Annotated in this window: 22 protein-coding genes; 5 read left to right on the top strand and 17 right to left on the bottom strand. The window is 60.2% G+C overall.

The annotated features are described in order from the left end of the window. Nucleotides 1-217: 217 nt before the first annotated feature. Both hypB and HMPREF2562_RS05515 read right to left on the bottom strand, forming a co-directional pair. The gene (gene hypB / locus HMPREF2562_RS05520) at nt 218-1,036 is read right to left on the bottom strand and encodes a hydrogenase nickel incorporation protein HypB (RefSeq protein WP_042388459.1); all 819 of its coding nucleotides are present in this window, start codon (nt 1,034-1,036) and stop codon (nt 218-220) included. Nucleotides 1,037-1,052: 16 nt separating this feature from the next. Beyond that, nucleotides 1,053-1,370: a hydrogenase maturation nickel metallochaperone HypA gene (locus tag HMPREF2562_RS05515; protein ID WP_081636710.1), complete on the bottom strand. Its 318-nt coding sequence runs from the start codon at nt 1,368-1,370 to the stop codon at nt 1,053-1,055. 76 nt (nt 1,371-1,446) lie between these two features. On the opposite strand from HMPREF2562_RS05515, the gene hypF reads away from it, so the two are divergent. Further along, the gene (gene hypF, locus HMPREF2562_RS05510; protein WP_080971512.1) at nt 1,447-3,837 is read left to right on the top strand and encodes a carbamoyltransferase HypF; all 2,391 of its coding nucleotides are present in this window, start codon (nt 1,447-1,449) and stop codon (nt 3,835-3,837) included. On the opposite strand, the gene hypE is transcribed toward hypF, so the two are convergent. After that, the gene (gene hypE / locus HMPREF2562_RS05505; RefSeq protein ID WP_049172775.1) at nt 3,834-4,976 is read right to left on the bottom strand and encodes a hydrogenase expression/formation protein HypE; all 1,143 of its coding nucleotides are present in this window, start codon (nt 4,974-4,976) and stop codon (nt 3,834-3,836) included. The genes hypF and hypE overlap by 4 nt on opposite strands. A gap of 123 nt (nt 4,977-5,099) precedes the next feature. Here hypE and HMPREF2562_RS05500 point away from each other — a divergent pair, with 123 nt between their 5' ends. Next, nucleotides 5,100-5,369, top strand: coding sequence for a HypC/HybG/HupF family hydrogenase formation chaperone (locus tag HMPREF2562_RS05500; RefSeq protein WP_049172773.1), 270 nt, complete (start codon nt 5,100-5,102; stop codon nt 5,367-5,369). A gap of 16 nt (nt 5,370-5,385) precedes the next feature. Continuing rightward, nucleotides 5,386-6,537, top strand: a complete 1,152-nt coding sequence (gene hypD / locus HMPREF2562_RS05495; RefSeq protein ID WP_049172770.1) for a hydrogenase formation protein HypD — start codon at nt 5,386-5,388, stop codon at nt 6,535-6,537. On the opposite strand, the gene HMPREF2562_RS05490 is transcribed toward hypD, so the two are convergent. The 14 genes from HMPREF2562_RS05490 to HMPREF2562_RS05425 all read right to left on the bottom strand — a co-directional run bounded on the left by HMPREF2562_RS05490 (nt 6,538) and on the right by HMPREF2562_RS05425 (nt 23,681). Then, nucleotides 6,538-7,401, bottom strand: a complete 864-nt coding sequence (locus tag HMPREF2562_RS05490) for an HpcH/HpaI aldolase/citrate lyase family protein (protein ID WP_016422177.1) — start codon at nt 7,399-7,401, stop codon at nt 6,538-6,540. A 133-nt stretch (nt 7,402-7,534) separates the two neighbouring features. After that, nucleotides 7,535-8,743: an acetyl-CoA C-acetyltransferase gene (locus tag HMPREF2562_RS05485; RefSeq protein ID WP_038627863.1), complete on the bottom strand. Its 1,209-nt coding sequence runs from the start codon at nt 8,741-8,743 to the stop codon at nt 7,535-7,537. Nucleotides 8,744-8,801: 58 nt separating this feature from the next. Then, entirely contained in the window at nt 8,802-9,470 is a 669-nt protein-coding gene (locus tag HMPREF2562_RS05480) for a CoA transferase subunit B (protein ID WP_005509864.1), read from the bottom strand. Beyond that, entirely contained in the window at nt 9,471-10,223 is a 753-nt protein-coding gene (locus HMPREF2562_RS05475) for a CoA transferase subunit A (protein ID WP_016422175.1), read from the bottom strand. It abuts the gene before it with no gap. A gap of 4 nt (nt 10,224-10,227) precedes the next feature. Next, on the bottom strand, nt 10,228-11,982 hold the full coding sequence (locus HMPREF2562_RS05470; protein WP_016422174.1) for an AMP-binding protein: 1,755 nt from the start codon (nt 11,980-11,982) through the stop codon (nt 10,228-10,230). 106 nt (nt 11,983-12,088) lie between these two features. Continuing rightward, nucleotides 12,089-12,967 carry an HpcH/HpaI aldolase/citrate lyase family protein gene (locus HMPREF2562_RS05465; protein WP_070549733.1) on the bottom strand — a complete coding sequence of 293 codons (879 nt, stop codon included), beginning with the start codon at nt 12,965-12,967 and terminating at the stop codon, nt 12,089-12,091. A gap of 7 nt (nt 12,968-12,974) precedes the next feature. Beyond that, nucleotides 12,975-13,517, bottom strand: coding sequence for a MaoC family dehydratase (locus tag HMPREF2562_RS05460; protein WP_069359443.1), 543 nt, complete (start codon nt 13,515-13,517; stop codon nt 12,975-12,977). A 2-nt stretch (nt 13,518-13,519) separates the two neighbouring features. After that, entirely contained in the window at nt 13,520-14,689 is a 1,170-nt protein-coding gene (locus HMPREF2562_RS05455; RefSeq protein ID WP_048731615.1) for an acyl-CoA dehydrogenase family protein, read from the bottom strand. Nucleotides 14,690-14,767: 78 nt separating this feature from the next. After that, entirely contained in the window at nt 14,768-16,861 is a 2,094-nt protein-coding gene (locus HMPREF2562_RS05450) for an acetyl-CoA carboxylase biotin carboxylase subunit (RefSeq protein WP_070549732.1), read from the bottom strand. Nucleotides 16,862-16,915: 54 nt separating this feature from the next. Further along, nucleotides 16,916-18,496: a carboxyl transferase domain-containing protein gene (locus HMPREF2562_RS05445; protein ID WP_049172754.1), complete on the bottom strand. Its 1,581-nt coding sequence runs from the start codon at nt 18,494-18,496 to the stop codon at nt 16,916-16,918. A 307-nt stretch (nt 18,497-18,803) separates the two neighbouring features. After that, nucleotides 18,804-19,397 carry a TetR/AcrR family transcriptional regulator gene (locus HMPREF2562_RS05440; protein ID WP_016422168.1) on the bottom strand — a complete coding sequence of 198 codons (594 nt, stop codon included), beginning with the start codon at nt 19,395-19,397 and terminating at the stop codon, nt 18,804-18,806. 199 nt (nt 19,398-19,596) lie between these two features. Next, entirely contained in the window at nt 19,597-21,144 is a 1,548-nt protein-coding gene (gene purH, locus HMPREF2562_RS05435) for a bifunctional phosphoribosylaminoimidazolecarboxamide formyltransferase/IMP cyclohydrolase (protein ID WP_016422167.1), read from the bottom strand. Continuing rightward, nucleotides 21,141-21,794 (bottom strand): phosphoribosylglycinamide formyltransferase, encoded by a 654-nt coding sequence (gene purN / locus HMPREF2562_RS05430; protein WP_016422166.1) that lies wholly within the window; start codon nt 21,792-21,794, stop codon nt 21,141-21,143. The genes purH and purN overlap by 4 nt, the downstream gene beginning before the upstream one ends. Before the next feature lie 57 nt (nt 21,795-21,851). Further along, nucleotides 21,852-23,681, bottom strand: a complete 1,830-nt coding sequence (locus tag HMPREF2562_RS05425) for a cell division protein PerM (protein ID WP_016422165.1) — start codon at nt 23,679-23,681, stop codon at nt 21,852-21,854. A 534-nt stretch (nt 23,682-24,215) separates the two neighbouring features. Between HMPREF2562_RS05425 and HMPREF2562_RS05420 the strand changes: the two genes are divergently transcribed. Both HMPREF2562_RS05420 and HMPREF2562_RS05415 read left to right on the top strand, forming a co-directional pair. After that, entirely contained in the window at nt 24,216-24,923 is a 708-nt protein-coding gene (locus HMPREF2562_RS05420) for a M23 family metallopeptidase (RefSeq protein ID WP_016422164.1), read from the top strand. A 152-nt stretch (nt 24,924-25,075) separates the two neighbouring features. Continuing rightward, complete coding sequence (locus tag HMPREF2562_RS05415; RefSeq protein ID WP_038627827.1) at nt 25,076-25,567, top strand: hotdog fold domain-containing protein; 492 nt, start codon at nt 25,076-25,078, stop codon at nt 25,565-25,567. Nucleotides 25,568-25,628: the final 61 nt, after the last annotated feature.

Below are 25,628 nucleotides of genomic sequence, written 5' to 3'. Positions count from 1 at the left end.
ATGGTGCTGCGCTGCGGTTATAACAAAATAATATGCAAGATAAATGTTGCGTAAATATAGCTCCAGGTACAGGTAGTGAACGTGAAAAACCGCCGCAGATTACAGCGGGATATCACCTATCCCCCACTAAGGTGGAGCGAAGCGAGGGGGGGTAACGGGGCCGTCGTCAAGCATGCTGTGACGCCCCCATTGCTTCACGACGGCCCCCGGCGCGCGCTTAATCAACCAGCGCAGGGTTGACCCAACGGAGCCATTCGTCGATGCCCGCCCCGGTCTTAGCGGAGACCTCAATCACCTTCACGCCTGGATTGACCTTTTCCAGGTTGGCGCGGAAGAGCTCCATGTCGAAGTCAAGGTACGGGGCAAGGTCCATCTTGTTGATAACCACTACCTGCACAGAGCGGAACATCACCGGGTACTTGACCGGCTTATCCTCCCCCTCGGTGATGGAGTAGACCATTGCCTTACGAGTCTCACCGACCTCAAACTCAGCCGGACAGACAAGGTTTCCCACATTTTCAATCATGACCAGGTCAAGCGTGGCCAAATCCAGCCCCTCGAGCGCGCGGGAGACCATCGGGGCGTCCAAGTGGCATTCACCACCGAATCCGTTGCCCGTGTTCAGCAGCGAAATCTGTGCCCCGTAGCCCTCCAAGCGGTCGGCATCGAGAGCCGTCTCAATATCGCCCTCGATAATGCCGACGCGCAGCTTTCCCTGCGCAGCCGCCAGTGTCTTCTCCAACAGCGCAGTCTTGCCTGAGCCCGGGGAGCTCATCAGGTTGATGGCTTCCACGCCATGTTCAGCAAGCAGCTCGCGATTGTGCTCCGCGCGATGGTCGTTTTCGCTGAAGATGTCCTCGAGGATGGTCACGCGTTCCACGCCGGTTTCATAACCTGAGTGGTCGCCGTGGCTAGTGTCATCGGGATCGGCGAGATGAACGTGGTCATGGCCGTGATGGTGGTCATGGTCGTGGTCATGATGATGGTGGTGATGGTGGTGTGCGTCATCGCCGTCATGCCGGTGGAAACGTCCCATGATAAAACCGTCTTTCCTACTTGTGCGTGTCGACGTCGATGTCGACGATTGTGAACTCTTCCCCCGAGATTACGCGTCCTGGCTTTCCACACGTGGGGCACAGCAGGCCGTCGAGTGGCCCCACCTGTTCGCGATGCCCGTGCGCGCATTCGACAACCGCAGGTACCCAGTCAATATCCAATTTCGCGTCCCCCAAACCGGTATCGCGACTGACGAAATCCCACGCGTATGAAAGGGTTTCTGGCACAACCTGCCGTAGAGCGCCTATCCGCAGGTGCACAGTGCGTACAGTTCGACCTTCGGCTGCTCTCGTGACAACCTTCGCTAACTGCATGCTCAACGCTACTTCGTGCACAATCTCCAAACTAGCAGTGCGAACGGACCCGAGCCGCTTACGTAAAGTTGAATGCATGGAAAAGGCAGGCGCGACCGGGGCGGGGATGGGTACGAGTATTCAACGCATTCGCTGGCGTATCGAAGGTATCGTCCAGGGGGTCGGATTCCGCCCTTTTGTCGCCACCATCGCCCGGCGCGCGGGTCTCGTCGGCTTCTGTGGCAACGATGAGCAGGGCGTATTCATCGAGGTAGAAGGCCCACCGGACGCCCTCGCTGCCTTCCGCAGCCAGCTTTTCACCGAACTGCCGGCGCTTGCCCGCATCATCAATCACTCCGCCGAGCACATCGCGACACTGGGCCATGAGCGCGAGTTCACCATCGTGCCCTCTCGCCACAGCTACTCCGGCCGCGCACTGCTTCCGCCCGACACTGCACTGTGCCCGGACTGCCGCCGTGAGTTTTTCGACCCTACCAACCCGCGCTACCTCTACCCTTTCATCTCCTGCACCAACTGCGGACCGCGCCTGTCCATCATCACTGAACTGCCCTACGACCGCCCGCGCACCACTATGGCGGCCTTTCCGATGTGCACCCCGTGCGAGCGCGAGTACACCGACCCCACCGACCGCCGCTATCACGCTCAGCCAATCAGCTGCTTCGACTGTGGCCCGCGTCTGAGCTGGCACGATGCAGGCGGCACCGCCACCGCCACCTCCCGCGAGGAGGTTCTCGCGCTCTTTCGTCGCGCACACGCACTGCTTGACGACGGCGCCCTGCTCGCCGTCAAAGGTATTGGTGGTTTTCACCTGGTCTGCGATGCCACCAATGACGCTGCCTGCGAGAAACTACGGATGCGCAAACGTCGACCCGACAAACCGTTAGCGGTAATGGCCCCCACTGTTGACACCGCTGCCCAACTGGTTGAGTTAACTGAGCAGGAGAAGCGTTTCCTCGACTCCCCTGAGGCACCGATTGTGATTGCACCGAAGCAGCGGTCGGGGCCGCTTTCCAATCTCATCGCACCGGGCCTCGACAGCTTCGGGATTATGCTTCCGTACTCAGGCATTCACCTGCTGCTTTGCGATCGCCCGCTCGTGGTCACCAGCGGCAACCTCAGTGGCGAGCCCGTCTGTACCGACAATGCCGACGCGCTGAAGAAGCTCGGTCACATCGCCGACGCTTTCATCCTCCACGACCGCGAAATCCACGTACCCGTTGAAGATTCGGTTTTCATCGGCACCGCCCCATCGCGCCGGTCCCGCGGCTTCGCTCCCGTCCCCGTTTCAATCACGCCCACCGATTCTCGTAGCCACACTGGCCCTGGCCCTGGCACCAGCGCCCGGAGCACGTCCCAACCCACCATTTTCGCGACCGGCGGAGAGCTGAAGAACACTTTCGCTATCGCGCATGGGGACCTCGCTCACGTCTCCGCGCACATTGGCGACATGGGTTCGTGGGCCAGTCAGAAGGCCTTCCAGAGAGCAGTTGACCAGCTGCTTTCCATGCGTGACGCAACCCCGGAGCTTGTCGTCTGCGATCTGCATCCGGACTACGCCACTACCGCCTTCGCCGAACGCTTCGCCGCCGAGCACGACATCGAGCTGCTCGCGGTTCAACACCACTTCGCCCACGCGCTTTCCCTACTCGCCGAGCACCGTCTCCTTTCCCTGAACGCGGGCCGTGCCGTCGTCGCCACCCTCGACGGCACCGGCTACGGCACTGATGGCACCATCTGGGGCGGCGAGATCCTCACGCTCAGTCGCAGTTCCGCAAACTGGGAACGCACCTGGCACTGCCCCACTTTCCCGTTGGTCGGTGGAGATCGCGCCGTCACGCACCCGTGGAGGCTCGCCCTCGGTCTCACTCACGCATGGGAGCTTCACGACGACCACCTTGTGCGCAACCTCTCCAACGAGCGCGAAGTAGCCCTGGTTAAAAGCCAGTTGGCGACGGGAGTTGGCACAGTGCAAACTTCATCTCTCGGCCGCATATTCGATGCCGCCGCAGCACTGCTGCTTCCTCGCTGGCGCGGTGGCGGAGCCATCAGCTACGAGGCGCAAGCGGCCATGGAGTTGGAGGCAGCGGCGACTCGCTACGTGAGGTCACATGCGGAAGCGCTTGAAGCGGTCAGTTCAGAGACCAAGCCAGTGCCCTTCCAGGACGCCATTCGGGAGGCGGTAGCATCGCCTGACGCTGAGCAGGCCGCATTTGTGTTTCACGGTGGGGTCGCGGGTGTCGTCGGCAAGCGATTGGTGCAGGCTGCGGAGGAAGCCGGCACCGATGTTGTCGGCGTCAGCGGGGGTTGCGCGAATAATGCGCTGTTGATGGAGCTGCTGCGGCGCGAAGTTGCAGCTGAGGGCTTTACTCTGTTGCAGCATCAAATTGTGCCACCGGGCGATGGCGGCTTGAGTCTTGGTCAGGCGGTGGCCGGCCGCCTGCTGGCGGCAACGGGCATGGATGTCTAGCAGATGCGCGGCAGCGGGTCGCCGACCAACATGTCCACCATGCGGGTGCCACCGAATCCGGTGACCAGTACCACGGAAGCGGCGGGCTCGTCCTCGATGGAGCCGATATCACAAGCCTCGGAAGCCCCGGCTGCGTGGAGCGCACTGAGCGCTGCCTCGGATTGCCCGGCGGGGACAACGGCGACGAAGGTGCCTTCATTGGCGACGTAGAGCGGATCTATGCCGAGCATGTCACAGGCGCCACGGGTCATTTCACGGACCGCAATGGAATCGTCGTCAAGTACGACACCAAGACCGGTGCCACGGGCGAGCTCGTTGGCGACCGTGCCGAGGCCGCCACGAGTGGCATCGCGCATCCAGCGAGTGCCGGGGGCAGCTTCAAGTAGTGCCTCGACCAGGCCGTTGACGGCACGGGTATCGGACTCGATAGGCGCGGCCAGAGCCAAGTCGCCGCGGGCGAGCATGACGGCCATGCCGTGATCGGCGATTGGACCGGAGACGAGGATGCGGTCTCCGGCCTCGATGTTTGCGTAGACAGATCCTTTCGTAGCGGCACCGGCGTAGTCGCCGCGGACCACGCCCATCCCGGCCGTGGTGATGTAGACCTGGTCACCTGCGCCCTTCGGCACAACCTTGGTGTCGCCGGCGACGATGCTCACCCCTGCGGCATCGGCAGCGACGCGCATACTCGCCACAATGCGGCGCAGAGTCGCAATCTCCAGCCCCTCTTCCAGAATGAACGATGCGGTCAGCGCCAGGGGCCTGGCTCCAGCTACCGCCAGATCGTTAATCGTGCCGTTGACGGCCAAATCCCCGATGTCGCCGCCCGGGAACTCGATGGGATTGACCACATAGGAGTCGGTGGACATTGCCAACCGCGCCCCACCATGTGCAGAAGCTGCCGCAGCCTCGACGACGGCTTCGGCAGCGAACAGCCCGGAGTCGCCACCCTGCCCTAAAATTTCATTGCCATAGGCGTCGAAAAAGACCTGTTCAACCAGAGCTGCGGAGGCCTTTCCACCGGAGCCGTGTTGCAAGGTGACGTAATCGTCGAGAAGCCTGAACGGACGTGCCCGAACGCGACCAATATTGGTGTTTACCTTGGCTTCGTTGGTGTTCAGACGATTCTTCGGCTGCATGCTCACTATCCCTAACTTCACAGCTGGTGGCGGACAAAACTGCTTGCGTCACTCGTCCTTCGAAAACGAGGTTCGCTGCCTCTGATGGTAGTCTCGATAAGTATTGCAAACGAGGAGAAGCGTATGTGTCTTGGTGTCCCTGCCGTCATCACAGAAGTCCACGATGCTGCCCGTGCAACAGTGGAAATTGGTGGCGTCGCACGCATGATTTCCACCGATTTACTTGTTGACGAGAACCTCACCGCCGGTGACTGGGTTCTCGTACATGTCGGTTTCGCCATGAGCAAGATCGACGAGGAAGAAGCCAGACTTTCGCTCCAGCAAATCAAACAGCTAGGCGGCGACACTTACGAGGATGAGCTGGAATCCTTCTCATCGTCACAGATCAACTGAGGGGCTGGACGGCACCATGAAATACGTTGACGAATTCCGCGACCCCGCCGCTGCGAAGAAGCTGCTCGCACGCATTGAACGCGAGGCCACCAAGCTGGAAAAGCCCATCGCGCTGATGGAAGTCTGTGGCGGGCACACGCACACCATTTACCGTTACGGCTTGGAAAACCTCCTACCCGAGAACATCGAGCTGATCCACGGGCCCGGCTGCCCCGTCTGCGTCATCCCCATGGGCCGCGTCGACGATGCCATTTGGCTGGCACAGCAAGAAGACGTCATTTTCACGACCTTCGGCGACATGATGCGTGTTCCGGGGTCCGAAACGTCGCTGATGCAGGCACGTGCGCGCGGCGCCAATGTGCGCTTTGTCTACTCGCCTCTCGACGCGCTGAAGATTGCCACCGATAACCCCGATAAGCAGGTCGTTTTCTTCGCCGTCGGGTTTGAGACAACCGCCCCGTCGACTGCCGTGACCGTTGAGGCCGCGCGCCGGCAGGGGGTGGAAAACTTCTCCGTATTTTCCAACCACGTACTCATCGAGCCGCCACTGCGCGCCATCGTCAACGGCGGCGAAACCAAGGTCGATGGTTTCATCGGCCCAGGTCACGTGGCTACAACCACCGGCACGGACGCCTTTGAGTTCCTGCCGCGCGAGTTTAATCTGCCAGTGGCGGTCACCGGTTTTGAGCCATTGGATGTGCTCCAGGCCGTCGTCATGCTGCTGGATCAATTCGTCAGCGGCGACGTTGCTGCCGGTAAGTCGCGGGTGGACAACCAGTACGCGCGCGTCGTTCGCTCCTCCGGCAACACCACCGCGCAGAAACTTATGGACCGCGTCTTTTCTCTCCGCGACACCTTCGAGTGGCGTGGCCTCGGCTGGATTGAAAACTCCGGCCTCGGCATCTCTGAGGAATACGCGGCATTCGACGCCGAGCGTCGTTTCCAGGTGCCGGGGCGCCGTATCCCAGATCCCGTGACCTGCGAATGCGGTTCTGTGCTCACCGGCCACATCAAGCCCTGGCAGTGCGCGGTCTTCGGCACTGCCTGCACCCCGGCGACCCCCATCGGCACCTGCATGGTCTCCCCCGAAGGCGCTTGTGCGGCGTACTACAACTTCGGCCGCATCGATCGGAAGGTCACCGAGAACCTGGCGAAATCTCGCCGCTAGTTACTCCGTAATTCCCGCTCGCGCGAGCGCTGCCACGGCTTGCTTTACGACGGGCGCGTCAATCATTTCACCATCGAGCTGGAAGGCGCCGGTATGCGTTCCAGCGTGCTTGACAATCTCCCGGGCGCGGGCCAGCGTTGCGTCCGACGGCTTGTATGCCTTACGCACCGGTGGCACCATCGCCGGGTGAATACAGGCAGTAGCCAGGAATCCGCACCCCACTGCGTCGAGTGCCTCGAGATACTGGCCACGCTCATCCCGGAAATCAGCGTGAATGGCATCAATGGCGGCAATGCCCGCTGCAGCTGCATGGACCTGAACAAGTGCTCGCGCCAGACGCTGCGGGTCTCGGTAGTGGCGACGTGGGTTTTCATCCACACTCTGCCGCGAGGACACCCCGCCGAGTTCGGCGGTCAGGTCTTCGGCACCCCAGAACAGACCCACAACGTCCGGGTGCGTGGCAATCTGCTGGATATTAATCATGGCCTGCGGGGTTTCAATCATCGCGATGATCTTCAACCCCTCGAGCTCTGCGGGGATGGAGTCTCGAATCTTGGGCACCATGACGATGTCGTAATCACATGCACGGGCAAAGGCGACATCCTCCGCGAAGGTCGGAGTCCCGGGACCGGTGATCCGAAGAATAGTCGTCTCCGGGTCGAGCGGATTGTTGATGATGTTCGCACGTGCCTGCTCGTGATTGTCAACGGCAGCGCCGTCTTCCAGGTCAATGATGACCATGTCCGATCGTTCAGCAGCTTTCTGGAAACGTTCCGGACGGTCAGCCGGGGCGAAGAGTAGCGCCGGGCCAGAGGGAAGCCAAGGGAAGGTCTGTTCACCATCGAGGGAGCTAAAGCCTGTCATAGCTCCTAACCTAATTGAAAACTCGAATCACCTTCGCGCAGGGGCTCCCCCAGGAGACAACAAAACCCGCGTTGTGGCATCCATAGAGTGGAAACCACAACGCGGGCTTGCTGAGTTTTTCAGCCTTTCGCGATTAGTCGCGGTACAGCAGCAGCGCATCGCCCTGACCGCCGCCACCGCACAGGGACACACCAGCGCGACCCGAACCGCGACGGTTCAGCTCCATCGCAGCGGTCAGAGTCAGGCGGGCACCAGAGCAGCCAATCGGATGGCCGAGGGCAATCGCGCCACCGTGGATGTTGGTCTTCTCCAGCGGGTAGTCCAGCTCACGCAGGGACTTGACGGCCACCGCACCAAATGCCTCGTTGATCTCGATGAAGTCGAGCTCCTGCGCGTCCCACTCAGCGCGACGCAGGGCCTCCTTCAAAGAGTCCGCAGGCTGAGCGTGCAGGGAGTTATCCGGACCTGCGGTCTGGCCAGCCTTGCCCACAACTGCGAGGTAGTCCAGTCCGTGCTTTTCTGCGTAAGCACGCGATGCCAGCACAACTGCTGCGGCACCGTCGGAAATCGGCGAGGAGTTACCGGCAGTGATGGTGCCGTTTTCCTTCAGGAAGACCGGGCGCAGCTTAGCCAGGGTCTCCACCGTGGTCTCCGGGCGAATGCCCTGGTCGGTGTCGACAACTACCGGGTCACCCTTGCGCTGCGGAATCTCGATTGGAGCGATTTCCTGCGCGAAAATACCGTCTTCCTGCGCCTTAGCCGCACGCTGGTGAGAAGCGGCCGCAACCTCGTCCTGCTGCTCGCGGCTAATGCCGAGGTCGCTGTTCGGACCGTCGGTAAGCGTACCCATGGACACACCATCGAAGGAGTCGACCAGACCGTCGCGCTCCAAGGTGTCCTCCAGCTTCAGCGCACCGAAGGACTTGCCCTGACGAACACCGCGTGCAACGTGCGGAGCGTGCGTCATGGACTCCTGACCACCTGCAACAACGACGTCTGCATCACCGAGACGAATCAAGCGAGCGGCGTGAATGACAGCGTTTAGGCCCGAGAGGCAGACCTTGTTAACGATCTCAGCAGTCGTATTCCATGGCAGACCCGCCTTAATGGCGACCTGTCGAGCCGGGTTCTGGCCAGCACCTGCGAGAATCACCTGGCCCAGAACGACGTGCTGAACCTCTTCCGGGGCAACGCCGGAACGCTGGACAGCGTGCTTGACAGCATGAGCGCCAAGTTCGACGGAAGTAAGCGGTGCCAGCTGACCGAGCAGCTTGCCCTGCGGGGTGCGGGCACCAGCGAGGATAACGACATCATTCGGGCTGGGAGCTGGAAGGTTACTCATGGATGGATTCTCCTAAGTCAAAACTGATGAGTGTGGACTGACCATGATTGCTGCGTATTTAATTCTCGAGGTCAACCACGTATGCGGCTTCGGTGTTGGCCTCGATATCTGCCAGCGTCACCCCAGGTGCCAGCCTGCGTAGCACCAGGTGATCATCAGCGACATCGAAGCTTCCCAGGTTGCTAATAATCCTTTTCACTACTTTTGCACCTGTGAGGGGCAGTTCGCAGGCTTTTACCAATTTTGGTTTGCCATCTTTGGAAACATGATCGGTCAAAACCACCACTCGAGGGGTACCGGCGACCAAGTCCATCGCACCGCCCATGCCCTTGACCATCTTTCCCGGAATCATCCAATTGGCCAGGTCACCGCACTGGCTCACCTCCATCGCACCCAACACGGCCATTTTCACGGCACCGCCGCGAATCATGCCGAAACTGGTGGCGGAGTCGAAGATTGCCGCGCCCGGCACCAATGTCACGGTCTGCTTCCCCGCATTGATGAGGTCAGCATCCTCTTCGCCTTCATATGGGAAGGCACCCATTCCCAGAATTCCGTTTTCACTCTGCAGCAGAACGCGCACGCCTTCGGGAATATGGTTTGCCACCAGTGTCGGAATGCCGATACCCAGATTCACATAGTCGCCATCGCGCAGCTCTTCAGCGGCCTGCTGTGCCATCTCGTCACGGCTCCAGCCCTTGTCCATAATTGTCTTCGCAGGTGCCATTTAAATCTCCTCCCCTGCTGCCGCGTCACCGGCATCGTGGCTGGAATCGGTATTGCGTGGCCGAGTTGTGCGCTTTTCAATGAGCTTCTCGCGTCCGTCACCGCGAACGATGTGCTGGATATACACACCCGGAGTCATCACCAGATCCGGGTCGATCTCGCCGCGGCCAAGCAAGTACTCCACCTCTGCAACGGTCACCTTGCCGGATGCTGCGCACAGCGGGTTGAAGTTCTGCGCGGTCCGGCGATAGACAAGGTTGCCGTCAATATCGCCGTGGTAGGCGTGCACCAGGCCGATGTCGGCAACGATGCCACGCTCCTGCACGTAGGTCTGTCCGTCGAAGTCGGCGTGGGGCTTGCCCTCTGCAACGAGCGTGCCGACGCCGGTTGCGGTGTAGAACGCGGGAATACCTGCGCCACCTGCGCGAAGACGCTCTGCCAGAGTGCCCTGTGGGGTGAACTCCACCTCGATTTCTCCTTCGAGGTACTGGCGAGCAAACTCCTTGTTCTCGCCGACGTAGGAGGCCACTACCTTTGCCACCTGCTTGTTCTCCAGCAGAATGCCGAGCCCAGTACCGTCAATGCCCATGTTGTTGGACACGATGGTGAGGTCTTTTGCCCCGGAGTCGCGCACGCCCTCGATGAGGGTATATGGCACACCGCAAAGGCCGAAACCGCCGACTGCCAGGGTCATTCCATCAGTGACGAGGCCTGCGACAAGCTCGCGACCGGTCTGATCAGTTGTTTTTGACATTGTTCTACACCCAGCCCAGGATTCGCGGAGCCATCTCACGCATCTCAACCTTGCGAACCTTGCCCGACGCGGTCATCGGAAACTCCTCGACGACGTGGACGTAGCGCGGAATCTTGTGACGCGACAGCTTGCCGTGGGCAAAGGCCGCCACGTCCTCAGCGGTGAGGTCTTCCACATCGTCGTGCAGAATTACCCATGCCATGATTTCTTCGCCATACTTGTCATCCGGCACGCCGATGACCTGTGCATCGACAACAGCCGGGTGAGTGAACAGGAACTCTTCAATCTCGCGCGGGTAGATGTTCTCACCACCGCGGATGAGCATGTCCTTGATACGTCCGGTGATGGACAGGTAGCCCTCGTCGTCAAGCACACCCAAGTCGCCGGTGTGCATCCAGCCGTCGGCGTCGATGGCCTCGGCAGTCTTTTCCGGGTGCTCCCAGTACTCCTTCATCACGGAGTATCCACGGACGACGACCTCGCCCTGTTCACCTCGTGGTAGGGTCTCGCCGGTTTCTTCACAGATGATGCGGGCTTCCAGGTGCGGCATGATCTGCCCGACGGTGTTGACGCGCTTTTCCAGCGGGGAATCCGCGCGGGTCTGGAAGGACACCGGCGAAGTCTCGGTCATGCCGTAACAGATGGCAATCTCACGCATATTGAGCTTGTCCATCACATCACGCATGGTCTTCGACGGGCACGAGGTACCTGCCATCACACCTGTGCGCAGCAGCGACAGGTCGTAAGGGGAGCCGTATTCCTCCTGGTCGTGGGCTTCTTCAAGCTCATTGATGAACATCGTCGGCACGCCGTAGAGGCTGGTGGCCTTAGCCGAGTGCACAGCCTTGAGCGTTTCACGCGCCTTAAACGACGGAGCCGGAATGACAATAGCGGCACCGTGGGTGAAGGCAGCGAAGGTGCCAATCACCATGCCGAAGGTGTGGAAGAACGGCACCGGCACACAGATGCGGTCGGCCTCGGTGTAGCCCAACAGCTCACCGATGAAGTAACCATTGTTCAGCAGGTTGCGGTGCGTCAGCGTAGCGCCCTTGGGAAAGCCTGTCGTGCCCGAGGTGAACTGGATGTTGATCGGATCATCCGGCTTCAGCTGGGAGGTGTACTCGCTCAGGTCATCGATTTCGCTGTGCATGTGCTCGTACCACTCGGAGGAGCCGAAGTAGATGACCTTGTCCAGGCGCACACCGCGCTGCTTGGAGGCCTCGATCAGCATGGTTCGGTAATCGGAGTCCTTGTAGCGGCGGGCGGCAAACACCATACGCACACCTGCCTTTTCCAACACGTAGTTCAGCTCGTGCTGGCGGTAAGCCGGGTTGATGTTGACCAGCACCAGGCCGATGTGGTGGCAGGCGTACTGCACCACGGTCCACTCCCAGCGGTTGGTGGACCAAATGCCGATACGATCTCCTGGACGGTAGCCCTCACGGATGAAAGCGCTGGCCAGACGCAGAACTCGGTTGTAGAAACGCTCAAAGGTAAAGGAGACATCCGCGTAGACGTCAACGACGGCGTCGCGAGACGGGAATTTCTCCACAATCGCACGCAGGTTCTCACCGAGAGTCTCATCGCGAAGTGGAGCGGCACCTTGCTCGACACCGGCGCCGAACACGTGGCTCATCTTGTTGCCATCAGCATCGACAACATCCTTGCCGTATGGTGCCGGCACAGTGGTGAAGCCCTCCGGCAGCTTCGAAGGATCAGCAGTGCGCTGTTCTGCGTGGTTCTTCAATGTCGCGGTCATGGGGAGATCTCCTTGGTTTAAGTGACTCCGCATAGTGCGGAGTGTGAGAGGGAATTGTGTTCTTTAGGGGGGGGGGATAAATCAGTGGTAGTTACCGGCTGTGGGACTAACCGGTTACAGCGGCTCGCCGAGCAATGGCTTCTGCTTGACGGAAGAGCGGCGCATCCACCATCTGGCCGTCAAAACTGAAGGCACCGGTGTTCTTTTCCGCTTCCGCCAAGAGCCGACGCGCCCAGTCAATCTCCTCGTCGCTAGGGCGATAAGCCTGGCGGATTGTCGGGACCTGACCTGGGTGAATACAGACGGTGGCAGCGAATCCCAACGCAGCGGCATCGGCTGCCTCCGCAGCTAGCCCATCCGCGTCGGAGATATTGACGTAGATGGAATCCAGACTGGCCTTACCGTGCGCCGCTGCCGCCAGGTGAACGTGGCTGCGGGTATGTACCGCCACACTGCGGTAGCTGCCCGCATAGATACGGCCCGGCGCGAGTGCAGCCTCTGCTTCGCTAAAGCGTGATGACGTTCCCGCCAAGCCCGCCACCAGGTCCTCTGCGCCCCAGAACAGCGCAACGACGCCATCGGCCTGCGCCAGCTCTTCGGCGCGCATGACCCCAAGCGGAGTTTCGATAAGGGCAATGACCTGGGTCTTCTCCCCCAGTGCCGCTACCAACTCATCCACTTGCTGCGCCGAGGACGCCTTGGGCAGCATCACCTGGCGGAAAGCGGTGCCACGCAGCATGTCAATATCCGCTGCGTAGTCCTCAACCTCCGGTGGATTGACACGCACAATGGTGCGGGCCGGATCGAGGTCACAGGAGACGATAGCCTCGCGGGCAGCCTCACGGTTTTCTGCGCGACAGCCGTCCTCCAGATCCAGAATCACCATGTCGGCGCGGTCAGCAGCTTTGCCGAATCGCTCTGGCCGATCGGCCGGCGCAAACAGAATTGCAGGGCCCAGCGGCTGCCAGGAGTTATGCGTAGACATGAGCCACTCACTTCCCCGCTGAAGCTGCGTTCTCGGAGCCGTCGTCAAGCGAAGTCGGTGCGCATTGGACGAGCGTGGAACGGACTGCGCGGCAGACGACGGTGCCGTCCTGGTTGCGTCCGATGTGCTCGAGCTCGACGATGCCCTGGTTGGGGCGGGACTTGGACAGGCGCTTGTTACGGCAGACGGTCTCTGCGTACAGGGTGTCGCCGTGGAACATCGGTGCGGGAAACGCCACTTCGGTGAAGCCGAGGTTGGCGACGATGGTGCCGAGCGTCAGCTGCCCGACAGACAGCCCGACAACCGTCGACAGCGTCCACATCGAATTGACCAGGCGCTCGCCTCCGAATCCCGGCTGCTGGCTCGACCAGTGCGCATCCAGATGCAGTGGCTGGGTGTTCATGGTCAGCGTCGTGAAGAGGACGTCATCGGTTTCAGTGACGGTTCGCCCCGGACGGTGCAGGTAACGCGCGCCAACCTCGTACTCTTCGAACCACAGTCCGCGCTGGACGACGTCGTGGGTGACTTCGGTTGCGTTGTTGTCAGCCATTTTTACAGCCCCAATCCGCGCGCGATCAGCATGAGCTGCACTTCTGTGGTGCCCTCGCCGATCTCCAGGATCTTGGAGTCGCGGTAGTGGCGTGCCACGCGGTACTCGTTCATGAACCCGTAGCCGCCGAAAATCTGCGTCGCGTCGCGCGCGTTGTCCATCGCAGCCTCCGAGGCAATCATCTTGGCGATGTACGCTTCACGACGGAACTCTGCGCCCGCGGCCATCTTTGCGGCTGCGTCGTACCACGCCATACGTGCGGCATGCGCACGCGCTTCCATTCGTGCGATCTTGAAGGAAACGGCCTGGTACTCACCAATCGCACGGCCCATGGAGTGGCGCTCCTTGGCGTGGCGGACCGACTCATCAACACAACCCTGCGCAGCACCGGTGGCAAGCGCTGCGATTGCGACACGCCCCTCGGCCAAGATGGACAGGAAGTTAGCGAAGCCGCGACCACGGGTGCCCAGCAGGTTCTCCTGCGGGACGCGAACATCGGTGAAGGTCAGTGGGTGGGTGTCGGAGGCATTCCAACCGACCTTGTCGTAAGCCGGTTCCGCGACAAAGCCCTCCGTGCCACTCGGCACGATGATGGTAGAAATCTCCTTCTTGCCATCTTCCTTCTGGCCGGTGACTGCGGTGACAGTAACCAGCGAAGTAATATCCGTGCCGGAGTTGGTGATGAACTGCTTGGCGCCGTTGATGACGAAATCATCGCCGTCTTCACGGGCTGTGGTGCGGGTGGCGCCGGCGTCGGAGCCTGCATCCGGCTCGGTGAGACCAAAGCCAGCGAGCTTCTTACCAGCAGTCAGCTCGGGCAGGTAGGTCTCCTTCTGCTTGTCATTGCCGAAATGGAAGATTGGCATGGCTCCCAAACCAACGCCAGCTTCCAGGGTGATAGCGACCGACTGATCGACTTTAGCTAGCTCCTCCAGGGCGATACCGAAGGACAGGTAGTCACCGCCCATGCCACCGACTTCCTCAGGGAATGGCAGACCGAACAGGCCCATTTCTCCCATCTGCGAGACAATCTCGTACGGGAAGGTGTGGTTGCGGTCATGCTCGGCGGAAACCGGATCGACAACTTCGTTGGCAAATTCGCGAACTACTTTCTGCAGTTCCACGTATTCGTCGTCGAGGATGGCGGTTGCAATCTTGGTGCTTTCGGACATGATGAGTGCTCCTTAAAGATTTTGTAAGTGTGGGACCTGATTGGTGTGGGACCTGATTGGTGCGTTTTGTGTGGGTTTTTATTCCTCGGCTTCGGCCACGGTGATGACGGCCAGCTGCTGGTCACCGGCGACCTGATCGCCCGGCGCGACGGTGAAGCTAACCTCACCTGCAATTTCGGCAGTGAGAGTGTGCTCCATCTTCATGGCCTCCATGACCAACAGAGCCTCACCAGCTTCCACGCGGGCTCCCTCCTCCACCGCCAGCGCGATAATCGCGCCGGGCATCGGAGCTTGGATGACTCCCGAGCCTCCGGCATCGGCTTCGGCTCCGGTGGTGACTACCTCGGTGCGAGGCAGCACCCAGGTGCCGTGAGCACCGGTGACGACGTATTCTTCATGGTTCGCTGCCCCCGCATTGTCGATGGTCTCGACCAGGAAGTGCTGTGCGACACCGTCGCGGACGATGCGCAAGCGCTCCCCGTCGCGGTAGACCGAAACCTTGTAGTTTCGCGGTTCTGGAACGTCGATCTCTTCGTTCTCCGCCTCGGCGGACAGGCCCGCGACCACATCACCAACGATGACGTCGGCGCTCGACGGCGTGCCCACAATCGAGATCAGACGCGAGTCCTCCCCCGTTCCGAAGCGGATGCGCTGCGCGGCAGGGGTACTGGCGCGCCAGCCGTCCGGGGTCAGCCACGGCGAGTCGGTGGCCTCTTCAAAGCGGGAAGTCAGCCAGTCCATCGCAGCGGCGAGGTAGACATCGTCCGGTGTTTCGGAGGTGGCGAAGCCTTCCGCCACGCGGTCGAGCAGACCGGTATCAAGATCGCCGGCGCGAACCTCGGGGACGTTCAGCAGGTAGCGACAAAAGTCGATATTGACTCCGACACCTGCGACAACGGTGTCTCCGAGCGCTCGGTCCAACCGCTCGAGCGCCTGCTCACGGTTTTCCCCATGGGAGATGATCTTCATCAACATCGGGTCATAGAGAGATGAGACCTCGGAACCGTCGACAATGCCGGAATCCACCCGGATTCCCGCCCCGCTCGGCTCGACGACACGTGTGACCGTGCCACCGGTGGGCAGGAATCCCGCCGCCGGGTCTTCGGCATACACGCGAGCTTCAATCGAGTGACCGGTGAGAGTTACATCTTCCTGAGCAACCGGCAGTGGGCGTCCCGAGGCAATGTCAACCTGCAGCGCCACCAGATCCAGGCCGGTGACCTGCTCAGTCACGGGGTGCTCAACCTGCAGGCGCGTATTCATCTCCATGAAGAAGAACGACGACGGGTCCTTCGCCGGCACAATGAACTCCACCGTGCCCGCGCCGACGTAGCCGACCGAGCGGGCCGCGTCACAGGCCGCTTCACCAATTGCGCTGCGCGTTTCCTCATCCAGCAGAGGGCTCGGTGCTTCCTCGATGACCTTCTGATGGCGTCGCTGCAGCGAGCACTCACGCTCGCCCAAGTGGATTACATTGCCGTGTTTATCTGCGAGAATCTGCACCTCGATATGCCGCGGGGTGTCGACGAAGTGCTCGATGAACAGGGAGTCATCGCCGAAGGCACCCGCCGCTTCACGACGGGCCGTCGCGAGCGCAGCCGGCAGGTCAGCAGCGTTTTCCACGCGGTGCATCCCCTTGCCGCCACCGCCTGCCGACGGCTTAATCAGTACCGGAAAGCCAATCGATGGGGCTGCCTCAATGAGGTCCTCGTCGCTAAGCCCGGGGCGAGACAGACCCGGCACGGTGGGAACATCGCGGGCTTCGACGGCAGCGCGGGCGGAGATTTTGTCACCCATGGTGTTGATGGCACTGGCCGGTGGGCCAATGAATTCAATACCTGCTTCCTCACAGGCGGTCGCGAAGTCTGCGTTTTCAGACAGAAAGCCGTAACCGGGGTGGATTCCGTCTGCGTCGCAGCGGCGAGCGGCATCGATAATCTTGTCGATAACCAGGTAGGACTCACGTGCCGGAGATGGGCCAATGTGGATGGCCATATCCGCCATGCGGACGTGAGGGGCGTCGGCATCGGCATCCGAGTAGACCGCGACGGAGCGAATTCCGTTGTCACGAAGGGTTCGAATAATGCGGCAGGCAATCTCCCCGCGGTTTGCGACCAATACGGTACTCAGGCTGCCGCCAGCTGCGTGGGGCTGCGTGTTGTGCGCTGTCATGTGCCCTGTGTTTCCTTTCCAGAAAATGCGGTGTCGAGAGTTTTTAGCTGGTTACTACATGCGGAAGACGCCGAAGCCCTGTTCATCCAGGGGCGCGCCACTTGCCACATCGAGGGCCATGCCAAGAATTCGGCGGGTATCTGCGGGATCGATGACACCGTCATCCCACAGGCGAGCCGATGAGTAATAGCAGTGCGACTGGCGCTCAAACTGCTCGCGGATCGGAGCTTCAAACTCCTCCTGCTCTTCCTGCGACCAGCTCTCACCTGAGCGTTCAATCTGGTTGCGACGAACCGTCGACAGCGTCATCGCCGCCTGTGGACCGCCCATGACGGAAATGCGAGCATTCGGCCACATCCAGAGGAAGCGCGGCGAATATGCGCGACCGCACATGGAGTAGTTGCCGGCGCCGAAGGCACCACCGATGACTACGGTGAACTTGGGCACGCGGGTGGTAGCCACGGCGTTGACCATCTTGGCGCCGTGCTTTGCGATACCGCCGGCCTCGTATTCGCGACCAACCATGAAGCCCGTGGTGTTCTGCAGGAATACCAGTGGGATGCCGCGCTGATCACACAGCTCGATGAAGTGCGCGCCCTTCTGCGCAGATTCCGCGAAGAGAATGCCGTTGTTGGCGATAATGCCGACGCGGTGGCCGTGGATGCGGGCGAAAGCAGTGACCAGGGTCGTACCAAATTCGGCCTTAAACTCCTGGTATTGACCTCCATCCACAATAATTTCAATAACCTCGTGAACGTCGTAAGGCACTTTGGCATCGACGGGGACGACATCGTAAAGATCGGTCTGGTTGCGAGTCGGCGAGACGGTGGATTCTGTGTCCCACGGAACTTCCGGGTCCTTGGGGAGCGTTGCGACGATATCGCGGACACGACGCAGTGCGTCGGCATCGTTAACCGCGAGGTGGTCAGTAACGCCGGAGGTCTTGGAGTGCAGTTCGCCGCCACCGAGTTCCTCTGGTGTGACATCTTCACCAGTTGCAGCCTTAACCAGTGGCGGGCCTGCCAGGAAGATGGTGCCCTGGTTTTTCACAATGACCGCTTCATCGCTCATCGCCGGCACATAGGCGCCACCGGCGGTACAGGATCCCATCACGGCGGCAATCTGCGGAATCCCGCGAGCGGAAAGGTTGGCCTGGTTGTAGAAAATGCGACCGAAATGATCGCGATCAGGGAAAACTTCATCCTGGTTGAGAAGCATGGCCCCGCCGGAGTCGACCAGGTAAATGCACGGCAAGTGGTTAAGGCTGGCAATCTCCTGTGCGCGCAGGTGCTTCTTGACAGTCAACGGGTAGTACGTTCCGCCGGAAACGGTTGCGTCATTGGCTACAACCAGGCAGCGACGACCTTCGATGATGCCAATGCCGGCGATGACGCCAGCAGCCGGAACCTTGCCGCCATACATTTCGTGGGCCGCTAGCGGTGCGACCTCAAGGAAAGGGCTGCCGGGGTCAAGCAGTTGGTTGATGCGCTGACGTGGCAGCAGCTTACCGCGGGAAATATGGCGAGCACGGGCACGTTCGGAACCACCGCGTGCTGTTGTGCTAAGCAGCTCTTTGAGCTCTGCGACGAGCTCTTCGTGGCGCTGTCGGTTGGTCAATGCTGGAGCGTGAGTCATGGGCGAAATACTTTCCGTTAATGACTATTAACTTTCTTGACGAAAAGATTAATGTGACCCCAGTCACCTCACAACAAATTTTGTTTCTTAGACCACACTTTCACCCCCGGAAGTCTTTTATGCAGCTTGAAATACACACCTCTCCCCGAGGTCGCAACATGTTTCCAATAGAGATTTATGTTTCCCCTAGAAATCTGTTTCGGGGGTGAATTCAACTGAATGTGAGCGCCCTGCACCGCACAACAAAGCCGCCTGACCTCACACTGCTGAGCACAGTGAGGCCAGACGGCAGAAGAATGAATACGGATTATTGGTTGTTAATGCCCAGCGCAGCGAGGGCCATCTCAAAGGCATTTTCCCTTGTCGCCTCGGGGCCCGCCCATTTGAGCACATGCCTGGAAGAGTTAATCAACCCAGCGGTGAGCTGGACTTTAAGCTGCGCCTCGTCGGAGGTGAGTTCGGGCTGTAGTTCACGCAGAGCGTCCACCCATAAGACCATGTAAAGACGCTGCAAGGAACGCACTTTTGCGCTCTGCTCTGGCGCCAGATTTCCCCCTTCGCGCTCTTGGACACGAATGCGATCGGGCTCCGTGACTGCAAAATGCACGTGATGCGCAAGGAGGCCCCGAAGAGTCTCCTCTGGCTCCCAATCATTGCTCTTTGCTCGATCGAGAACTGCTCGCGCACCATCGACAAGTCGGATAGAAATATCGATGAGGATCTGCGCCAACAGCTCTTCCTTGCCGCTGAAGTAACGGTAAAGAGCTGGGCCAGAAATGCCGACAGCGGAGCCAACATCCTCCAACCGAGTCTGATGAAACCCTCGGTCGGCCAGGATCGCAGCAGCAGCGGAGAGAATCTCTGCTTCTCGACGCCGTCGCGCTTCGGTTCTACGTGACATAAGCCCTTATGTTAAACGCATTGGAGCCATTTCGTCTGCATAATTATCACCAGCGCCTGCCCTCAGCGTGTGTTCACATAGACCACGGCTCGACAACAGACACACATCCTCGCCCACAGGTCCCCACACGTCCGGGTAGAGAAAAACCGCCGAGGTGACAGTTAGCACCGCGGCGGTTAGCCCCTAATCCAGTAAGGAATTAGTGGAAGAAGTGACGAGTACCTGTCATGTACATGGTGACGCCAGCTTCCTTGGCAGCAGCTATGACCTCTTCGTCACGGATGGAACCACCTGGCTGGACAACTGCCTTCACACCGGCATCAATCAGGACCTGCAGACCGTCAGCGAACGGGAAGAAGGCATCGGACGCAGCGTAGGCCCCCTGAGTACGGTTTTCTCCGTCGGCAAGCGTATTTGCGCGCTCAACGGCGAGCTTTGCGGAGTCCACGCGGTTGACCTGGCCCATGCCGACGCCGACGGTGGCGTTGTTCTTGGACAGCAGGATGGCGTTGGACTTCACAGCGCGGACGGAGCGCCATGCAAACTCGAGCTCAGCCAGCTCTTCAGCATTCAATGCCTCGCCGGTGGCCAGCTCCCAGTTCTCCGGCTTATCACCCTCTGCCTGGTAAGTATCCGGATCCTGGGTGAGCAGACCACCCGAGATAAACTTGTTCTCGGTGGTCGGTGCTTCGTACTCGGCGACGAGAATACGCAGATTCTTCTTGGCCTTCAGCACCTCAACGGCACCGTCTTCGTAGGACGGAGCGACGATGACCTCGGTGAAGATGTCCTTGACCTGTTCGGCCATCTCAACGGAGACCTCGCGGTTGACGGCAATGACACCGCCGAATGCGGACATCGGGTCACATGCGTGAGCTGCGCGGTGAGCTGCGGCGATGGACTCATCCGAGACTGCGATGCCGCACGGGTTAGCGTGCTTGATGATTGCCACACACGGGCGCTCGTGATCCCAGGCGGCACGCCATGCGGCGTCGGCATCCTGGTAGTTGTTGTACGACATCTCCTTGCCGTTCAGCTGCTTGGCGTTTGCCAGCCCCTTGGTACCAATGCGGGTCAGAGTTGCCGACTGGTGAGAGTTCTCGCCGTAGCGCAGCGGAGTCGGAGTGGATCCCTCAGCGCCACCGAGCTGCTCAACAAACCAGTTGGACACAGCTGCGTCGTAATCAGCGGTGTGCAGGAATGCGTCGCGAGCGAACTCACGGCGCTGCTCGAGGGTGAAGCCGCCTTCCTTCACGGCGGTAGCGACATCGCCGTAACGAGCCGGGTCGACGACGATGGCAACCGACGGGTGGTTCTTCGCCGCAGCGCGAACCATCGACGGGCCTCCAATGTCGATCTGCTCCACGCATTCGTCGTAGGAAGCGCCCGAGGCAACGGTCTCCCGGAACGGGTACAGGTTAACGACAACGAGCTGGAAAGCCTCCACACCGAGCTCCTTCAGCTGAGCCAGGTGGTCTTCCTTGCGGGTATCAGCCAGAATGCCGGCGTGAACACGCGGGTGCAGCGTCTTCACGCGGCCCTCGAGGCACTCCGGGAAACCAGTGAGATCCTCAACCGGGGTCACAGGCACGCCAGCTGCAGCAATCTTGCCAGCCGTGGAACCGGTGGAAACGATTTCCACGCCAGCCTCGTGCAGGTCGCGAGCCAGCTCCTCGAGCCCAGTCTTGTCGTAGACGCTAATCAGAGCGCGCTTGATCGGTTTACGCTGCGTGTTGTCGTTGGTCATTTCAGATAAGCCTTTCGTCCGTCACGCTCAATTCCGTGATCGGCAATCGAGTGCAATACATCAACCAGGAGTCGGCGTTCGACAACCTTGATTCGTTCGTGCAGGGTCTCCACCGTGTCGTCGTCCTCGACGGCCACTGGCTGTTGCGCCAGAATCGGCCCGGTGTCCACTCCATTATCAACGATATGCACGGTCGTGCCGGTGACCTTCACCCCGTAGTCAAGTGCATCCGGTACCGCACGCGCCCCTGGGAAGGACGGCAGCAGCGCTGGGTGCGTATTAATGATGCGATTGCTGTAGGCCTCCACAAATGATGGCCCCAGAATGCGCATGAAACCCGCCGAGACAACGATATCCGGCGAAAAACTGTTCACGGCCTCTAAAACACGAATATCCCAACCTTCTCGGTCCTTCTTTGCCTCAGCATCGAAAGGCACCCGAAAAGTTGGGATATTGAGGTTTTGAGCCCTCTCCAGCGCCGGACAATCCTTGTCCGAACCAACCGCGACAATCTGAACCTTTTCAGCGTCCAGCAGTTCCAGCATCGACTGCAAAAGGGAGCCCAGGCCAGAGGCCAGGACTACGATGCGGAGCTGCTTGCTGGAGGAATTATTGTGCGAAATTTCTGCGACGGGCTGTGCTTCAGTCACGGCGTTTAGCTTACCCAGCCCGGCAGAGACCCCAAATTCCGCTCCCCCTAAGTTGGCTTAGCTCTTTTGGCTTGACGACGGTTCCCCGTCGCCGCCTTCCTCCGAGTCTTCGGTGTCCTCATCGGATTCGTCCTCGTCGGTCGCATCTACTTCGCCCGATGCTTCTCCGCCTGCGGCGCTTTCTGAATCCTCTTCAGAGTCGTCCGATTCCTCAGCGTCTTCTGAAGTGTCTTCAGACTCAGCACCGGACTCTGATTCCTCCTCTGTGTCGGACTCGGCTTCGTCTTCGGAGGTCGCTTCATCTTCGGAGGTCGCTACGACTTCCCCGTCGACAATCTCCTCCGACTCCTCCGAACCGCTCCCGTCATTGTCGGACTTATCGGCGTCGCCGGCATCCTCAGCCTCAGCATGACCGTTTCCATCTCCCGCAGGCTTCGGCGGGAACTTCTCGGCGGCCACTTCCGAGACTCCCTTGTCCCTACCAAGTGACGGCACACCGGTCATCGCAACAACCACGATGGCCCCCGGAACAACCAGCCACATCGAGCCGAGCAGTCCAGTCAGCCACCAGGAGGCACCGGCCCACCCAAAGATGCCAACCTCACCGCCGAGCAGCCAAGCCAGCCCCATGAGGAAGATGATCGACCACACGGCAGCGAGAACGACGACCAGGTAGGGCTGCTTCGGTGCAGATTTCTTCAGGAATGCCACGACGCGCCAAGCCGCAACGGCTGGCGGTAGCACAATCAGCACTCCGAAAGCCCAGTGCACCAGCGACTGAGGCATGGCAGCCAAAATCGGCAGCGGTGGCAGCTGAGCCGGGTGCACTGCGAACAGCCCAGCCTCCGCTGGCCCAAACGTCGATTTTCCGCCCACCAGCACACCGACAGCACCGAAGGCCACATTTGGCAGGTACAGCAGCGAGAGGCCGCTGACCGCAACACTTTCACCGACGGTATCCGTGATTGCAAATGTCTCTGCCAGCAACTCTCGATGCCAAATCAGCGAAACGAGTGTCACCACAACACCGGCCAGCCACAGCCATGCCACGTAGCTGCCCGCCAGACGGGCCGACCCGAGCAACCACTCCGGCAGCTTCCGGCGCAGCAGTAGTGCACGCAGCAACCGCTGCCCCATTCCCAGCACCAAGGCCACGAGATTTACAAGCAGCGCGGCTGCAATCGCAAGGCCGAAACTAGGGGTCTGAACGCGGGGAAACACCTTCGACGCGTCGTAAAGCATGAGCCACGCGATGATGGTGAGAACAATGGGCGTGCCCAGATACGCGCCGACCAACGCGCGGACATCCTTGATGCTGATGCGGTCAGCGACTTCGCGGCGTACACGCCAGGCGATGAACAACACCATCAGCACCGCGGGCAGTGCTGGTGTGAGCCCCAGCGTCGTGCCGTTAAAACGGAACGGCGCGAGGTTAAAGATCATCCACATCGACGCGATACTCGCTGGAAGCGGAGACATTCCAGCGCCACTGACGATGACGCCAATCAGAGCTACCGAGATGATGAACAGCAATACGACGCCGTAAGAACCGGCAACAGACAGCCCAAACCGGCGTGTACGAGGCGAGTTAATGAAACGACGGAACCCCGAGGGACGCCCCTTGCGTGACGACGTTCCGGAGCCCCCCGCTTTCATCTTCGTCGTGGCGGCTCGATTGCTGTCGGCACCGACGCTGCGCGCACCGCCAGTCTGACCGGCCTGCGTATTCTGCCATGCGCGGGCAGTGCGCTCGCTGCGGACGCTACGGGAACCCCCGCCGCTGCCACCGGCACCGGTGCGGCTTCGCCGATTTCGATCGCTACCGGAGGAACCTCTCCGCGAATCCGCGCCTTTCACAGTGACATCGTCCTTCCCGCGTCTAATCATTGACAGCTGATTGCCCACCTATATAGATAGGGTGCCACGCAAGGGTGCGTCACAGCCATGGCCATATAGTGCCATACATACAACGCCTCTTTGTTTAGGCATTGCAGAGTCTAATTTGAAGGTACGGATCCCAGGACGGACGGTATCCGTTGAGTCCGATCTCCTTTTGCCCCCTCCCCCCCCAAAGTGGCTTCACCTTTGGTTTCCATTTGTCAACGCCGATGGGTTACTTTTTGCCACCCCCGCGACCACACCCTTAGTTCACCCGGAAACTACTTGCCGATCCCCCTACCCAGCCCCTCGATTAAGGGGCATCCGCCATAAATCCCCTGGCAACACACCGGTTGCGCTTCACCGGATCCGTGATACAAGACAACAGCCCCACGGCCACAGCACGGCCCTATTGAACTGAAACTGACGAATCAGCGAACAAGTTCTCTAAAAACAAGTTGCTTGCCCTATATCGAACCGTTATTATCGCAGAAGTTAGATAACAGTTGGGTTACAAAGAGTTTCGTTGGCAGGGAGATTGAAGTGACGTTTTTCAATGCTCGTCGCGGAGGCGGAAAGCACCGCAAGGTAGAGGTTTCCGCAACTTCTCGCGCAGCACTGGTCGCACTGTCCGCATCGACGATCGCTTCCTCCAACGCGGTCGCCCACGCAGCTGAGACCGAGAATAAGGCTCCGGAGAACTCAGCTTCGACTCAGACCCGCGCTGCTCAGCCGAAGAACAACGCTCCGATGGTGCTGGCCTCCAGCTCCTTCAATCCGAGCACTAACCTCAGCGACCACCTCGCTACGGCGTTGCAGTACAACCAGGAGCGCGTTGCTCGCGACCAGGCTGCCCGCGCTCCGAAACTCTCCATCCCGACCGTGGGGCTGCTGACCTCACCGTTCGGCTCACGCTGGGGAACCTTCCACTACGGTGTCGACCTGGCTAACGTCACCAACACCCCAATCATGTCCGTCATGGACGGCACTGTTATCGATGCAGGCCCGGCTCAGGGCTACGGCCAGTGGATTCGCGTTCGCCATGACGACGGCTCTGTTTCCGTCTACGGCCACATCGAGTCCATCTACGTTGCTGTCGGAGAAGCTGTCCGAGCTGGTCAGGTCATCGCCGGTATGGGCAACCGCGGCTTCTCCACCGGTACGCACCTCCACTTCGAGATCCACCCGGATGGCACCACTCCGGTCGACCCGGTGACCTGGTTCATCCAGCGTGGTCTGAACCTGAACTAATCAGGTATCGGCACAGGTACGAGCAAGCCTGGCCGCTCTGCGAAGGCCCTACCTGTGCACCGGCCCCTGTTTGACCGCGGCTGCAAGCCTCCCCTGATTAAATTTTTCAGAAACCGGCATCGCCGCCGGTACTGGGGCTTTACTCTTGACACATGGCAGAGACTCAAACATTCCGCATGTGGAAGAAGTTGGCTGCGACTCCAGTCGTCGGCAAGCGTCTATTTTCCTTAACCGCCGCATTGACGGCGCCATATTTCCGCACAATCTGTCCCAAGCTAGAGACGATGCAGCCTGGACTGGCGGTAGCGCGCATGCCCGCTTGGTGGGGCGTGCGTAATCACATTAAGTCCGTGCATGCGATTGCTGCGTGTAACCTCGCTGAATTCGCGATGGGCATGCTCTGTGAGGCCAGCGTACCGACAACGCATCGCTGGGTTCCAAAGGGCATGACGACGAACTACAAGCGCATCTCCGTTGGTGGCCTGACGGCTGTGGCCAAGGCTGAGTTGCCGGACTTCTCCACCATCACACCGGAGACTGGTGGGGTAGATTTTCCCGTCCACATCGTGCTGACCGATGCCAACGGCACCGAAGTACAAGATGCCACCATCAACTGCTGGGTGACAGCGAAGAAGCCTAAGTAGCCTCCACGCGATAGTGGCACGTGCACGGCCGCGGGTAGGGACGGCCAGTCGGGCGGTGGTT

The sequence above is a fragment of the Corynebacterium sp. HMSC077G07 genome (assembly GCF_001809225.1).
Lineage (GTDB): Bacteria > Actinomycetota > Actinomycetes > Mycobacteriales > Mycobacteriaceae > Corynebacterium > Corynebacterium jeikeium_D.
This window is presented reverse-complemented; position numbering and strand designations above follow the sequence as displayed.

Bases quoted from the DNA above. Each gene is read 5' to 3' on its own strand.
- hypD (WP_049172770.1), top strand. From the start codon at position 5,386: ATGAAATACGTTGACGAATTCCGCGACCCCGCCGCTGCGAAGAAGCTG.
- hypB (WP_042388459.1), bottom strand. From the start codon at position 1,036: ATGGGACGTTTCCACCGGCATGACGGCGATGACGCACACCACCATCAC.
- HMPREF2562_RS05460 (WP_069359443.1), bottom strand. From the start codon at position 13,517: ATGGCTGACAACAACGCAACCGAAGTCACCCACGACGTCGTCCAGCGC.
- HMPREF2562_RS05470 (WP_016422174.1), bottom strand. From the start codon at position 11,982: ATGACCGCGACATTGAAGAACCACGCAGAACAGCGCACTGCTGATCCT.
- HMPREF2562_RS05465 (WP_070549733.1), bottom strand. From the start codon at position 12,967: ATGTCTACGCATAACTCCTGGCAGCCGCTGGGCCCTGCAATTCTGTTT.
- hypE (WP_049172775.1), bottom strand. From the start codon at position 4,976: ATGCAGCCGAAGAATCGTCTGAACACCAACGAAGCCAAGGTAAACACC.
- HMPREF2562_RS05425 (WP_016422165.1), bottom strand. From the start codon at position 23,681: ATGATTAGACGCGGGAAGGACGATGTCACTGTGAAAGGCGCGGATTCG.
- HMPREF2562_RS05490 (WP_016422177.1), bottom strand. From the start codon at position 7,401: ATGACAGGCTTTAGCTCCCTCGATGGTGAACAGACCTTCCCTTGGCTT.
- purH (WP_016422167.1), bottom strand. From the start codon at position 21,144: ATGACCAACGACAACACGCAGCGTAAACCGATCAAGCGCGCTCTGATT.
- HMPREF2562_RS05485 (WP_038627863.1), bottom strand. From the start codon at position 8,743: ATGAGTAACCTTCCAGCTCCCAGCCCGAATGATGTCGTTATCCTCGCT.
- HMPREF2562_RS05445 (WP_049172754.1), bottom strand. From the start codon at position 18,496: ATGACTCACGCTCCAGCATTGACCAACCGACAGCGCCACGAAGAGCTC.
- HMPREF2562_RS05480 (WP_005509864.1), bottom strand. From the start codon at position 9,470: ATGGCACCTGCGAAGACAATTATGGACAAGGGCTGGAGCCGTGACGAG.
- hypF (WP_080971512.1), top strand. From the start codon at position 1,447: ATGGAAAAGGCAGGCGCGACCGGGGCGGGGATGGGTACGAGTATTCAA.
- HMPREF2562_RS05415 (WP_038627827.1), top strand. From the start codon at position 25,076: ATGGCAGAGACTCAAACATTCCGCATGTGGAAGAAGTTGGCTGCGACT.
- HMPREF2562_RS05500 (WP_049172773.1), top strand. From the start codon at position 5,100: ATGTGTCTTGGTGTCCCTGCCGTCATCACAGAAGTCCACGATGCTGCC.
- HMPREF2562_RS05455 (WP_048731615.1), bottom strand. From the start codon at position 14,689: ATGTCCGAAAGCACCAAGATTGCAACCGCCATCCTCGACGACGAATAC.
- HMPREF2562_RS05515 (WP_081636710.1), bottom strand. From the start codon at position 1,370: ATGCAGTTAGCGAAGGTTGTCACGAGAGCAGCCGAAGGTCGAACTGTA.
- HMPREF2562_RS05475 (WP_016422175.1), bottom strand. From the start codon at position 10,223: ATGTCAAAAACAACTGATCAGACCGGTCGCGAGCTTGTCGCAGGCCTC.
- HMPREF2562_RS05450 (WP_070549732.1), bottom strand. From the start codon at position 16,861: ATGACAGCGCACAACACGCAGCCCCACGCAGCTGGCGGCAGCCTGAGT.
- HMPREF2562_RS05440 (WP_016422168.1), bottom strand. From the start codon at position 19,397: ATGTCACGTAGAACCGAAGCGCGACGGCGTCGAGAAGCAGAGATTCTC.